This window comes from Deltaproteobacteria bacterium, assembly GCA_009692615.1.
GTDB lineage: Bacteria > Desulfobacterota > Binatia > UBA9968 > UBA9968 > DP-20.
Map to the genome: position 1 here is coordinate 51,612 of SHYW01000002.1, position 13,306 is coordinate 64,917.

The window sequence follows — 13,306 nt, forward strand, 5'->3', positions numbered from 1 at the left end:
GGGTGAGGGTGGTTTTCAACCGAGGAGCGACGATGAAATACCGATCGAAGCTGATCTCGTCCATGGGAAGTTGCCGGTTGTTGGCCGTCGCGTTATCCGCGCATTGCTTCTCTTTAAGTCCCGTCAGCGCTCAGTCATTGCAGATCGTCAACATGGCGATTCCGGCGCGCAGCTTTCAGATGGTCATCTATCCCGTTGCCCAGCAAAAGGGCTACATGAAAGAAGAAGGCCTCGACTCGCGGGTGATCTTCATCGCCGCGACCACGAGCATTCAAGCGATGCTCGGTGGCGACGTGCACTTCACCGGCGCGGGCACCAGCGCATTAGTCAGCGTGGCGCGTTCAAGTACGCCGCTCAAAGTTGTTTTGGCGACCAACGACCGGGTGTTGCAGTGGCTGGTGACCAGACCGGAAATCCAAAGCCCGAAAGATTTGAAAGGCAAGAAGATCGCCGTTACCGGCATCGCCGCGATGGCGACTTATATATTGAAGCAGGTTTTGACCAAGCACGGCCTCGACGCCAATAAAGATGTAACTTATTTGGATGTCGGCGCCACCAATCAACTGCCGGCGCTGCTCGGCGGCGGCTTCGAAGCGGCGACGCTGAGCGTCGAACAACGCTACGTCGCCCTCGACAAAGGCATGAAGGAGATGTTTTTCTTCGGCAACGAAGTAAAAAATTCTTGGGGCACGTTGGCGACCACCGATAAACTGATCAAGGAAAATCCCAAAATGATTGCCGGCGTTATGCGCGCGACCTTGAAAGCGATGCGCTACATCCGGCATGACAAGGAAGGGACGATCGTGGAGATGATCAAGTTCGCCAACGTTTCACGCCAACAGGCGATCCGTGTCTACGATGATATCATTCCAACCTTCACGCGCGCCGGCGTGGTCGATGACGAGACGCAGAGAAACGATCTCAACATCATCCGCCAAGTGATCAATGGTAATGAAACTCTGCCCAACGCCAAAGGCTATGACTTCAGTATCGCTCTGGAGGCGGAGCAGCAGTTGAATAAGAGCGGCTGGAAGCCGTGACCGAGTAGGGTGCGCTAGGCGCACCATTTTGATCAAGTCACGGTGCGCAAGCGCACCCTACGGGATGAAAGTGAAACATTCATGATTGAAGCCCTGGGCATGGTTAGCGGCATCGTCATGCCGTTCTTCAATATTCCGTTGATTCTGCGCATCGTCCGGCGCCGCTCTTCCGAGGATATTAGTTTGGTCTGGGTAGTCGGCGCGTGGATCTGTGTGATGGGAATGGTGCCGCAAAGCTTGCAGTCGACCGATCCAGTTTTGATGATGTTCGGTATCGTCAACGGTCTCTTTTTTACCGGCGTGTTTGTGAGCGTGCTGCTATTTCATCCCGCCATCAAGAAAAGATTTCGACACCGCGATTAATCGATCCTGGCGGTTTCTTGCGCTGAGACTTGGACGGAGGCGAAGTTCAAGCTCGCTGAGCAAGGTCGGTCTTCGCCAACTCCTCGACAAACTTCACCAGCCCGGAGTGATCGAGATCGCCGAGCCCCATGCCTTTCATCGCGGTCATTATTTGACCGACGACGCCGGTGACCATCAGCGGCACGCCATATTCTGAGCCAGTCGCGAGGGCGATCTTCATGTCCTTCTCGTGCAAACGGATGCGGAAGCCGGGCTTAAAATTTCGGTCGAGCATTTTCTGACCATGGGCTTCGAGGATTTTCGACTGGGCGAAGCCGCCGAGCAGCGCTAGTCTGACCTTCGCCGGATCGACGCCGGCTTTGGCGGCGAGCACCAGCGCTTCGCTGACGATCGCGATGGTCGTGCCGACGACCATTTGGTTTGCGGCTTTGGTTACCTGTCCGGCACCAGCGTCGCCGACATGGACGATATTTTTGCCGAGCTTCTCGAAGATCGGCATGGCACGTTCGACCGCCGACGTTTTTCCGCCGATCATGATCGATAGCGCCGCGGCGATGGCGCCAGCTTCACCACCGCTCACCGGCGCGTCGAGCATATCGCAGCCGCGCTTTTCGGCTTCCACGGCAAGCTTGCGCGCGACCACCGGCGAGATGCTCGACATGTCGATCAGTAACGTTGCCGATTTTACACCGGCGAAGATGCCTTGCTCACCGGCGTAAACTAATTCCACATCCGGTGAATCAGGCAGCATGGTGATGATGACTTCGCTGCGCGCCGCGACTTCTTGCGAATTCGCCGCAACCTGGGCGCCTTCTTTGCTCAGCTCATCGACCGCCGCGCGGCTCCGGTTATGAATTACCAAAGGATATCCTGCTTTGAGTAGGTGGCGCGCCATGGGTTTGCCCATGATGCCGAGACCGATGAAACCGAGGGTTGGGTTGCTCATGATTATCTCCTATTCAAGTTCGCGGCTATAGAATAACTTTCTCGGAGTCCTTCGACAGGCTCAGGACGAACGGAAAAACCACTGCGGAGAACGCTACACATTGTTCGACGTTCTACGGCAAGTAGCTCAGATCGATGACCTGCTGCGGCGTGACGCTTTTCGCTTTGGGATTTTCTTTCACTAGTTCGTCGATGGCCAATTGGATTCCCTTCAACGTCGGTTTGCCGTCGTCTGGGAAGGCGCGGGCGCGGAAGTTGTAGTCGGCCTCGGCAAGCTGGCGGTCGTCGGTACGGATCGCTTTCATGGTTTCTTTGACGGCGCCCTCGCGGTTGGTTTTGTAGTAACGGATCGATTCAACATAGGCGCGCAGGAAACGGCGCAGCGCGTCGGGATTGTTTTTCAAATAGTCGCCGCGACTGACCACGCCGGTCATCTGATAATCGATTTCCTTTTCGGCGAAGTCGACTAGGGGATTCAGGCCGGCTTTCTTGGCGACATGGCTGACGCCAGAGATCAGCGACGTCGCGTCGATGCTGCCCGCTTGTAGCGCGTTGATGCGCCCCACCGAGCCGCCGCCTTGGATAAATTTTACGTCGGTCTTGAGATTCAATCCGAGCTGCTCCAATGCCATCCTAGTCGCCAGTTCGTCGGTGCTGCCGTAGCGCGTGATGCCGACGACTTTACCTTTGAGTTGCGCGGCGCCGGTGATGTTGGGCCGGCTGAAAAACGTGTAGGGAAAACGGTTATTGACGCCGCCGACGATCTTCACGTCGGCGCCTTCGACGTAGCCGTGCAGGAAAACCGTGGCGCTGGTGGTGATGATGTCGAGGCTTTTCGCGAGCAACACCTGCATAGCCACTGGACCGCCGGTGATTAGAACAATTTCCAATTCGAGATTATGTTTCCTGAGAATGCCGGCGTCTTTGGCCAAGGCGAAGGCGACTTTTTCAGTGCTGGTGGCGGCGGTGGTGCCGAGGCGAATCTTGGTGACTTGGGCGTCGGCATTGCCCATTGTCAGCGCGGCAAAGAGTGCGAGTAAGAATACAGACAAGCTTCTCAAGATTAGAATTTCTCCCATGGGTGTTTTGTTTCAGTCAGATATGACAAATGGGCGGGTAAACGCAAGGCGGTGAATGGGGTGGGACAGTTGCGACCGTCCCCTACATTCGGATATGCCTTTGTCATCGTAATTTGGTTGCGGTATGTTACGGGCAAGATGGAAACAAAAATATTTTCATGGCTGGGCAGAGAGTTTGTCGAGATTGTCGGCGAAGCGCGAACCGGTGTGGCGGTCGAGGCCGCGACCGCCGAGTTGTTTCAGAGATTCGCCGACACCCTCAGTCCGCTCGGTTTGTCGCTCGATAACGCGGTGCGGATTCGGGTCTTCGGCCGCGACCGACAGGCGCGTACAGACGCGACGGTGGCGCGCTCCATGGTTCTCAACGGCAACCGGCGCGCCGCGAGTTCGAGTTTCATATCGCAGGAATGGTACGATTCGAACGGCGCCGCTGGACTGGAACTGCTGGTCATGCGGCCGCTGAATTCCGCCGCGCGAAGACAGCCGGTCGATTTCGTACCGGCGCGCAATTATCTCTGCTATCTAGTTTACGATTCGCTGTTGTTTTTCTCCGGCTTTACTTCCGAGGGGGCGACTTTGGCAGAGCAGGTTAGTGATGTGCTCGGCACCTTGGATCGCGCCTTCGCGCGGGCGCAAACCGATTGGTCGAAAGTGAAAAAATTATCGTTGTTGCTGCAACGCGGTTCAAATGTTGACAAGGTGCGGCAAGTTCTTGCCGCCGCTAATCGTCTGAGCGTGCCAGACATAGAGTTTACGTTTGTCGATGGTTTCGCCGGCGAAAAATATTTGGTCGAGATCGAGGCGACGGCGTTGGCTGTTTAGGACGCCCTCGCTACGGCCCTGCGGGCCTACTCGGGCAATCGGAAGGAATGCTCGATGATTTCGCACGCCAGCAAAGCGACGGCGTTGATAAAAGGTTAAGAGCGGTCCGACTTCCTTTCCGATTCCCTGAGTAGCGACCGTCGTCGGTCGTGTAGCGAGGGGTGCAATTTTACTCTTCGATCACTTCTTCCAAAACAGCTCCCTGAATTCTTTCTCGTATTCACTAACCTTGCGGAACATGTCGGCGGGGACGTAGTGGATTTTTAGCGCGGCTTGATCGAGCTTCGAGATTGTCGGTTTGACGCTCGGACGGACCGGTACGCGTGACAGGTTCTTGATGATCGTTTGACCTTCTTCCGACATGACGTAGTTGATCAGCAGCTTGCCGGCATTGGTATGGGGAGCTTTGGTCGAGAGCGCGATGACATTGATCGAGGTGACGATGGGATCGGACGTGGCCGACCAGTCGACGCGCGCGCCTTTTTGTTTGAGCTGTTCGATCTCGAAGGGAAAAACCAGCGCGGCGTGAAATTCTCCCGCCGCGAGTAGCTGGGCAAGCAGACTATGGCCGCGGCGGAGCTGCGGCTGTTGCGCCGCCAGGGCGCGCAGAAATTTTCCGGCTTTCTCCCGGCCCCAGTAGTCGACCAGCGTGCCGTACCACTCGAACTCTTCTTCGTCCATGGCGAACTTGCCCTTCCAAAAGGGCGCGAGTAAATCATTCCAATCCTTGGGGCGATCCTTTTCGCCGAGCATCGCGGTGTTGTAGCCGATCACGAAGTTGCGCGCATAGATCGCGGTGAAGTTTTTGTCGCGGTCTTTGGCACGCGCCGGATAGGCTTCGGCTTCCGGCGGGTCATAGGCTTGCAGCAGGTTGCGCGATTTGAGCAAGCCCATCTCCATGCTGCTGACGCTCACGACATCGGATAAAAATTGGCCCGCCGAGGTTTCCGCCAACACGCGCTGGCGCAGCTTCTCGCCGGTGCTGCGCAGCACTTGAACTTTGAGAAACGGATATTTTTTGCTGAAGCCGGCAACGATCGCCTGGTTATCGCCGGCGGAAGTGGTGGTGTACCAGACGACTTCCTTGTCGTTCTTCGCGGCGGTGGTGAGTGAATTCAAATCGGCCTGCGCCCAAGCGTCGATTCCAAATAGCAACGCAATGATCAGCAGCGCAAAAGTTTTTTTCATCGGATTTTCTTAGGCGTACTCGCGATAGAGACCTTCGAATTTGCCGAGCTTGATGCGCACCATGTATTGAGCGCTTTCACGAACCAGCCGTTCCTCACGGGGGGTTTTGACCATCTTGGCGATCAGCTCCGCCGAGCGCGCGGTGTGGTCCTGGTCGGCGACCATGTGGACGGAGAAAAACGTCAGGTCGCGGTCCGAGAGGCCGTAGTATTTGCGGCCGGCGTTCAAGAATTCTTTCGAGTAACGGCAGACCATGCTTTCGCTGGTCAGCGCCGAGGCGCGATTTTGCGGCGCGTAGCCCATCAGCGTGTTGTAGACCGTGCGCGCGGAATGAATCTGACATTCGAACATCTGCGTCGCCTCGCTGAAGTCTTCTTCTTTGAGACCGATGGCGAGGCCAAAGCGTTTCGCCAAGTCGGGGTGGCTTTGCTCTTCGGTGAATTGCTCGGTGAAGTAGTCGAACATCACCGGCTCGTGGGCGTTTTTCACCATGCCGAGCGCGAAGGACTTTAGAATCGCTTTGTTGTGCAGGTAGTGCTGGATCGCCCAGCCCTGCATTCTTTTGAGCGATAATTTGCCCGCGCGCAGTTCGGTGAAATACTGCGTGTCCAGCAAACTCTGAATGCCTGGTTCGATGATTTCTTTTCTTACCGAATCAACGAGCGCTTTGCCGTCTATCATATAAAACTCCTTTGCCAACTGATTACTGACAACTATTATTTCCCAGCCAACACCTGATCGAGCAAGCTGTAGTCGGTTACCGCGGCGACATTGACTGGCGCCGGGATCTGCTTCTGAGCATAAGCTAGGTCAAAATATTCTTGCATGTCTTTGATCGCGATCTTGCCATCCGCTGTCAGCGTCGACAGCCATTGCTCATAAACCGTCTCGGCGATTTTTTGCTCGATGCGCCAGCGCTCGCGAATGTAATTGACCACCCAGTTGCGCTCCTTGTGGCTGAATGCGTTGGCGTCGAGCATGACGCGCATGACGCTCTTGATGCGGTTGGCGTCGTTTTTTAGTCTGACGTCGTTGACCACTAAGCCGCTGGTGGGAAACTGCATGGGCAACTCGTCCGCCGAGGCGATCTGGCGAAATCCTTTTTGCGTCATGATGACGTTATGCGGGCCGGAGAGCACCGCCGCCGACACCGCGCCTTGGCCGAGACTGGTTACGGTGTTCGACACGGAACCGGTTTGCGTGAAACTAACCTTTTCCGGATCGCCACCCTTCGCCTTCAATAGCAGACGCACGACCAAATGCTGCAAGCTGCCGATGCGATCGACGCCGATGCGTTTGCCGGCGAGATTGCTGACGGATGAAACGGTTGGCTCGGCGACGAGAAAGAACGGCGGCTTGCGCAGGCCGATCATCACGCCCTTGAGCGGCGCGCCTTGGGCGGTGGCGACGATGCCGGTGGTGTAGCCGGTCAAGAAGTCTATTTCACCGGCGGCTAGCGCTGCCACCGGCAACGGGCCGGCCATCTGAATCAACTCGACATCAATGCCATGCTTTTTGAATAAGCCGGCGTCGCGGGCGATGAAGATATTCAAAAACGAGACGCTGAAGGCGGAGTAGGCCATGCGCACACGGCGATTGTCTTGAGCGAGCGCGCCACCGGCAATTAGCAACGGCAGTAGAAAGACTAGCCACGCGATGCGCGGCTGGAAGCTTCGATTGCTTGATGTCTTACCAGTCACGCAGCGACTATATCCAGCGTCGAAAGCTTGTCAACGTTTCGCCGTGGCAAAGTTGGGTGGCTAAACGAACAAGACCGAGCCTGGGCTCGGTCTTGTTCGTTTAGGCTGATTGTCGAATCGTTGCGTTATGCCTGCGGGATCACCAGCAACGCGCCGGCCCGGACGAAGCGGGCTTGGCGCAGGCCGTTGGCTTGTAAGATGCGCTGCACCGATGCGTTGTAACGGCGGGCGATTTGAAAAATCGTCTCACCCGGTTTGACTCGGTGGTGCACTACCTGAGTTTGCACCGCCGGTTGGCGCGTCGTTGGCTGCGCTTGGACGACGGCGACGGGCGGTTCACTGCTGCGATCTTGCGGTAGCTTTACGCGATAACCGGCCGGCGCGATGCTCATGGCCGGGCTCAGTGCCGGGTTCCAACTGAGCAACTCGTCGCGGCTCAAGCCGCTGGTCTTGATCAACGAAGCGACTGAAGTGTTGGCGCTCAGCTGAATTTCTTGCACGGGCGCCGCCGGCTCGAGTTTGAGTCCGGGAAAGTATTGATCGTACTTGCTGCCGATCTCGACCGCGGCGAGGAATTCGGCATAAAAGTGTTTCGGCGCGAAGCCAAAGTAGGGATGTTGATAACGTTGAATCAGATCGACGAGGTTATTCGAACCGACTTCGCGGACGGCGCGAGCGATGCCGGCGGGGCCGTAATTATAAGACGTGATCGCCAGCGGCCAACTGCCCAAGAAATCGTAGGCTTGTTTCAAATAGGCCGCGGCGGCGCGAGATGCGTCGTAGGGATCGCGCCGTTCGTCGATGGCGGCGTTGACGCGCATGTACTGGCGCCCGGTGGCGGGCATGAATTGCCAAATGCCCAAGGCGCCGACCGACGAACGGGCGCTGTTGTCGTAGGACGATTCGACGATCGGCAAATAGGTCAGCTCCGCCGGTAAACCACGCTCGCGAAAAATTTGCTGGATCTGGGCGATGTATCGGCCCGAGCGTTTGATGCCGGCGGCGGTGCGTTCTTTGACGCCGCGCTGGGCTTTGACGCGCTCGATGTCGACGTTGTTGGCCGCGGCGATGCGGGCGCGCTCGCCATTGATATATTCGTTGCTGCGGCTGTCTGGGCCGACATCGTTCGCTTCGTAGATCTTGCTCGGATCCTGAGGATCGAAGTAGATCAACTGGGCGAGACTATATTCGGTGAAAATCTTTTTCCAGAATTCGATCGATGACTCGAGTCCCGCCGGGATCGGAAACGAATACTGACTGGACGAATTGATTTGGGCACCGACCTGGGCCGGCGCAAAAGCCAAAACGCATATCAACAGAAGTGAGAACCGCCTCATATGTGCACCCATCGTTGTCACCTCCTTATAAAACCCACAACCACAGAGCAGCAACTCAAGTGCCAACGCACATGGAGCGTATTGTAGGGAAGTTTCTTGGTATAAACAATCCTATCTTGGCAGTTAAACGATTGCTGACGCGGTTTGTTGCCGGCGAACTTGCACTGTGAGGGTAGCGCGGTCAGGCAAATAGTTCCTAAAAGTATATTCCCGGCCGCGATTTGACGCGGCCGGCGGCACTGACTATAATGCGGCGAAATTTAGTTGGGGGGTTGGATTTGGAATATTCGACGTTAGTTTTGCTGGCGGAAGCGGTGCTGCGCGCGATCTTGGGTTGGCGCATGTTGATCAGCGGCGTGAGCAATGTCCAGCGCTGGCCCAATCCGGTGCAGACCGCGAGCATCTTGTTTCCCAAGGGCGCGACTTTTTTCGGCGCGGCGGCGACCTTTTTAATGATCGTCGGTGGTTTCGGCACGGCGGTGGGATTTCAGACGCCGATCTGCGCGGTGATGATTATTATTTTTCTGCTGCCGACTTTCGCTCTGCACTGGCATTGGCTCAAAGTGCTGCCGACCATGGTGCCGGTCGTCCAAGCGGCGCTCAAAGACGACAAGACGAAAAATTATTTTCGTTCCTTCGACCGGCAATCCTATCATGCCCACGAAGTCGGCCTGCGCGACAATTTGGTTTTCGTTTCCGCCGCAGTTTATTTCGCCGTCAAAGGCAGCGCCGGCTTCGGCATCGACAATTGGCTCAGTAATTGGGTTATCCGATTCTTCTAAAGACCAGCGACGAATCGTCCTGGATTGAGAATTGTCTGCGGGTCGAACTTCTGTTTGATTTCGCGCATCAGCGCGAACGCCGGCGGCGTCGGCCCCCAAACTTCTACGCCCTGCTTGAGTGCCGCCGGCGCGGCGAACATGACCGCGTAGCCGCGCTCTTGTCGAGCTAACTCGATCAGTCGTGAAAACTCGCCGGCGAAAGCGCGATTCGCCGGACCGGCAAACCATATAATGCCTAGCGCCATGTCGGCGGCGATCACTGTCGTCGCGGTCTGAGAATTTTCTCGTGCGCGGATCATCGCCTTCAGTGATTTTCGCGGTATCGTCAAGCGAAAAGCCAACTGTTCAGCGGCGAAAGGCAGGTCGCGCAGATCTTGCCAGAGATGCTGAGCGCTTTGTGCTGGCAGCGATTCGCTACGCATGCCGAGCTGTTGCGCCATGGAATCTACTTCGCGCAGCTGGCGCGCGACGGTTTCGGCGAATCCTTCGAAGCTGACCGCGAGCTGCCAATTTTTCTCGCCGTCGCCGCGCAGAAACAGTGCGGCGGGTAGCAGTTTCGAATTGTTAATTGCGTCGGCTAATTCTTCAACTTGTTTCAAGCTGCCCTGAGCGACGGCGCTGGCGCTGTGCTCTGGAATCGGTGCGACGCGCATCGTCAATTCCGTGATGATGCCCAAAGTGCCGAGCGAACCGGTGAACAGTTTACACATGTCGTAGCCGGCGACGTTCTTGACGACTTTGCCGCCGGCTTTGATCTGCTCGCCGGAAGCGAGCGCGACTTTCATGCCGATCACCAGATCGCGCACGGCGCCCCAACTGCTTCTTCGCGGCCCATACAAATTCGCCGCGACTATGCCGCCGAGAGTCGCGCGTTCGGGAAACGGCGCATCGAAGGGCGCGAATTGTTTTTGCTTCGTCAGCTCCGCTTGCAGAGCGTTCAGCGTCATGCCGCTTTGTACCGTAACGGTGAGATTGGCGGCATCGTGTTCGATCAATCGATTCAACTGCGTCGTGGCGATGACCACGTCGGCTTGGCGCGGCGGATTGCCGAGCGCCATCGCCGTGCCGCCGCCCCAGGGAATCACCGCCGCTCGAACGCTATTGCAAATTCGTAGCGCGACGGCCAACTGTTCTGCTGACACCGGTTGGCAAATCAACGCCGGGACTTTGCCATCGACGGCGTGGGCCGCCAGTGTGCTGGGTTCGGTGCTGACGTTGGCGGCGCCGAGTTCGCTTTCGAGTTGGCGCGTCAGTTGCTCGGCGGAGATTTTCATTTCGTCTCGGCGTCGTCGTCGCCGTAGGCGCGATCGAGCAAGTCCATTAAATGGTAGACGGTAACGTTGGGGCCGTAGGTTTGCGCGCCGTAGCGCAGCTGCAACATGCAGCCGGGATTGGGCGCGACCACGGCGTCGGTATGCGTCGCGCTGACGGACTGCATTTTTTCCTTGAGCAGATGCTGCGACATAACTGGATGCGTAATGTTGTAAATCCCGGCGCTGCCGCAGCAGCGGTCGGAACCTTCCATCTCGACCAGCTTCACACCGGGAATCGCTTGCAAGAGTTGGCGCGGCTGGCGGCGAATTTTTTGTCCGTGCGCGAGATGGCAAGGATCTTGATAGGTGACGGTCATATTCACTGGCGTCATTGCGCCGACCAGGCCGAGGTCGGCGAGAAATTCGCCGGCGTCTTTGACCAAGTTGCTAAAGCGTTTCGCTTTTTCGGCATACTCGGCGTCGTCACGCAGCAGGTAGTCGTATTCCTTCATCGCCGCGCCGCAACCGGCTGCGTTGACGACAATGGCGTCCACTTCCGCTTCGAGGAAGGCGTCGATGTTGCGGCGCGCCATTTGCTTTGCCGCCACGTTCTCGCCGTTGTGCGTGTTGAGCGCGCCGCAACAGATTTGCCGCATGGGAAAGATCACTTCGCAACCGTTAAGCCGCAGCACGCGCACGGTGGCGGCATTCACTTCGCCGAACATCAGCGGCATGACGCAGCCGTTGAGCATGGCGACCCGGGCGCGGCGCGGGCCGATGGCCGGCAGAACATTCGCTTCAGGCTGAAAAAACTTTTTCGCCATCGCCGGCAGCATGGCGTCCATGTCGCGCAGTTTCTGTGGCAGTAACGGACGCAGGAGTTTTTGCAGTCCGCTGCGCTGGTACAAACGCAGGAGTGCGAAGGCGAGCTTGAGACGGTTGGGAAAAGGCAACAGCTGGGTGAAGACGAAATGCAATATCGCTTGCGCCATGGGCGAGCCCGGCGGGCCGATATGCTCGCGGGCGGTTTCAGCGATGCGGCCATATTGCACGCCGGACGGACAGGCGCTCTCGCAGGCGCGGCAGAGCAGGCAGAGATAAATATGTTCTTTGAAGCGTTCGCTAAGTTCGATGCGTCCATCGGCGGCGGCTTGGACCAAATGAATTCTACCGCGCGGCGATTCCGGTTCGAGACCGGTGGCGCGGTAGGTCGGACACTGATTTAAACACAAGCCGCAGTGAACGCACTGGTGCAGTTCGGCGAGATCGAGACTCGCGATCGCCGGCTTGTCGCCAGGCTCGATGTGATGATGGGGATGAGCCAATTTTTAGATCCACATTCCCGCGGCAATTTTCGCCGGCTCGAGCCGCACTTCACCGCAGCTCGCCGGCGTGGGAAATAATTTTGCCGGATTGAAACGGCCGTCGGGATCGAAAACTTGGCGCACCCGCGTCATCGCTTCGAGATCCGCCTCATTAAATAACAGTCCGATGTAAGCCTTCTTTTCCAAGCCGACGCCATGTTCGCCGGTGATGCTGCCGCCGAGTTCGATGCAGGCGCGCAACGTTGCCGCGCCGGCGGCGATGACCCGATCGAGCGCGCCGGGATGACGCATGTCGAACAAGATATTCGGATGGAGATTGCCGTCGCCGGCGTGAAACACATTGGCGATGGGTAAGTTAAATTCTTTACTGATGGCGGCGATGCGGCGCATCATTTCCGGTAATTGGCTGCGCGGCACGACGCCGTCTTGGACATAATAGTTGGGTGCCAACGTGCCCATGGCGCCGAAGGCGCCTTTGCGCGCTTTCCACAGCGCTTGTCGCTCACCGTCGTCCTTGGCGATTTTCACTTGGCGCGCGTGGTTGGCTTGGCAAATTTCCGCCGCGAGCTCGATGGCGCGCTCGGTCTGTTCATTCAGCCCTTCGACTTCGACGATCAAGACCGCGGCGGCGTCGCGCGGCAGACCGACCGGCGCGCCTCGCTCCACCGCTTCAATGGTCGTGCGGTCCATGATTTCCAGCGCCGCCGGTATGATTCCCGCCGCCGTGATGTCGACAATCGTCTTGGTCGCATCGTCCATGTCATCGAAGACCGCCAATGCAGTGCGCACCGATTCGCGCATTTGCATGAGTTTTACTATGATCTTTGTGACGATGCCCATGGTTCCTTCGCTGCCGACAAAGACGCCGCACAGATCGTAACCCGGCGTGTCGGTGACTTCGCCGCCGAGCCAGACGATTTCCCCGTGGTCGAGAACCACTTCGACGCCGAGCACATGATTAGTCGTCACGCCGTAAGCCAACGTGTGCGGGCCGCCGGAGTTATTCGCGACGTTGCCGCCGATAGAGCAGGCGGCTTGGCTGCTCGGATCGGGGGCGTAGAAAAATCCCTCTTTGCTGACGGCTTTGCTGATGTCGAGATTGATCACACCGGGCTCGACGATGGCGATGCGGTTTTCCAGATCGATTCGCAAGATGCGATTCAAGCGCGCCAGTGAAAGGATGATGCCGCCTTCGGCCGCCACCGCGCCGCCGGCCAGGCCGGTGCCCGAGCCGCGCGGGACTATTGGCACGCTCGCGCTGCGCGCCGCTTTGATGATGGCTGAGACTTCATCGACGTTTGCCGGCACGACGACGATCTCCGGCATGACTTGAAAGATCGAACCGTCCTGTTCGTAGACGATCACGTCTTCTTTCTCGGTTAAAACATGCCGCTCGCCGACGATGACACGCAGTTCGGCTATGAGTTGGCGCCTGTCCATGTCTGGCAACCGTAACCGAGAGCGAAACGGAG

At 57.5% G+C, this 13,306-nt stretch carries 13 protein-coding genes; 4 read left to right on the forward strand and 9 right to left on the reverse strand.

Annotation, left to right across the window (positions count from 1 at the left end):
* Positions 1 to 32 precede the first annotated feature (32 nt).
* Both EXR70_00760 and EXR70_00765 read left to right on the forward strand, forming a co-directional pair.
* Positions 33 to 1,040 (forward strand): hypothetical protein, encoded by a 1,008-nt coding sequence (locus EXR70_00760; GenBank protein ID MSP37004.1) that lies wholly within the window; start codon positions 33 to 35, stop codon positions 1,038 to 1,040.
* 81 nt (positions 1,041 to 1,121) lie between these two features.
* Positions 1,122 to 1,403, forward strand: a complete 282-nt coding sequence (locus EXR70_00765) for a hypothetical protein (protein ID MSP37005.1) — start codon at positions 1,122 to 1,124, stop codon at positions 1,401 to 1,403.
* Between the two features lie 46 nt (positions 1,404 to 1,449).
* On the opposite strand, the gene EXR70_00770 is transcribed toward EXR70_00765, so the two are convergent.
* Positions 1,450 to 2,349, reverse strand: a complete 900-nt coding sequence (locus EXR70_00770; GenBank protein MSP37006.1) for a 2-hydroxy-3-oxopropionate reductase — start codon at positions 2,347 to 2,349, stop codon at positions 1,450 to 1,452.
* A 112-nt stretch (positions 2,350 to 2,461) separates the two neighbouring features.
* Positions 2,462 to 3,427 (reverse strand): ABC transporter substrate-binding protein, encoded by a 966-nt coding sequence (locus tag EXR70_00775; GenBank protein ID MSP37007.1) that lies wholly within the window; start codon positions 3,425 to 3,427, stop codon positions 2,462 to 2,464.
* 138 nt (positions 3,428 to 3,565) lie between these two features.
* Between EXR70_00775 and EXR70_00780 the strand changes: the two genes are divergently transcribed.
* Positions 3,566 to 4,249 (forward strand): hypothetical protein, encoded by a 684-nt coding sequence (locus EXR70_00780; GenBank protein MSP37008.1) that lies wholly within the window; start codon positions 3,566 to 3,568, stop codon positions 4,247 to 4,249.
* A 180-nt stretch (positions 4,250 to 4,429) separates the two neighbouring features.
* Here the strand turns inward: EXR70_00780 and EXR70_00785 are convergent, their stop codons facing one another.
* From EXR70_00785 to EXR70_00800, 4 genes are all read right to left on the reverse strand, one after another.
* Positions 4,430 to 5,437: an extracellular solute-binding protein gene (locus tag EXR70_00785; protein ID MSP37009.1), complete on the reverse strand. Its 1,008-nt coding sequence runs from the start codon at positions 5,435 to 5,437 to the stop codon at positions 4,430 to 4,432.
* A 9-nt stretch (positions 5,438 to 5,446) separates the two neighbouring features.
* Positions 5,447 to 6,118 (reverse strand): hypothetical protein, encoded by a 672-nt coding sequence (locus EXR70_00790; GenBank protein ID MSP37010.1) that lies wholly within the window; start codon positions 6,116 to 6,118, stop codon positions 5,447 to 5,449.
* A gap of 35 nt (positions 6,119 to 6,153) precedes the next feature.
* Complete coding sequence (locus tag EXR70_00795) at positions 6,154 to 7,137, reverse strand: ABC transporter substrate-binding protein (protein MSP37011.1); 984 nt, start codon at positions 7,135 to 7,137, stop codon at positions 6,154 to 6,156.
* A gap of 125 nt (positions 7,138 to 7,262) precedes the next feature.
* Complete coding sequence (locus EXR70_00800) at positions 7,263 to 8,486, reverse strand: LysM peptidoglycan-binding domain-containing protein (GenBank protein MSP37012.1); 1,224 nt, start codon at positions 8,484 to 8,486, stop codon at positions 7,263 to 7,265.
* 236 nt (positions 8,487 to 8,722) lie between these two features.
* Between EXR70_00800 and EXR70_00805 the strand changes: the two genes are divergently transcribed.
* On the forward strand, positions 8,723 to 9,256 hold the full coding sequence (locus EXR70_00805; GenBank protein MSP37013.1) for a DoxX family protein: 534 nt from the start codon (positions 8,723 to 8,725) through the stop codon (positions 9,254 to 9,256).
* Here EXR70_00805 and EXR70_00810 read toward each other — a convergent pair.
* Genes EXR70_00810 through EXR70_00820 form a run of 3 tightly spaced genes read right to left on the reverse strand, consistent with a single transcriptional unit; the run spans position 9,253 to position 13,274 of the window.
* A complete protein-coding gene (locus EXR70_00810) occupies positions 9,253 to 10,530 on the reverse strand; it encodes an FAD-binding oxidoreductase (protein ID MSP37014.1) in 1,278 nt (425 codons plus the stop codon). The two genes, EXR70_00805 and EXR70_00810, sit on opposite strands and share 4 nt — an antisense overlap.
* A complete protein-coding gene (locus EXR70_00815) occupies positions 10,527 to 11,813 on the reverse strand; it encodes a 4Fe-4S dicluster domain-containing protein (protein ID MSP37015.1) in 1,287 nt (428 codons plus the stop codon). Before EXR70_00815 ends, EXR70_00810 begins: the two co-directional genes overlap by 4 nt.
* Before the next feature lie 24 nt (positions 11,814 to 11,837).
* Positions 11,838 to 13,274, reverse strand: coding sequence for an FAD-binding protein (locus EXR70_00820; protein MSP37016.1), 1,437 nt, complete (start codon positions 13,272 to 13,274; stop codon positions 11,838 to 11,840).
* Between the last annotated feature and the right edge of the window lie 32 nt (positions 13,275 to 13,306).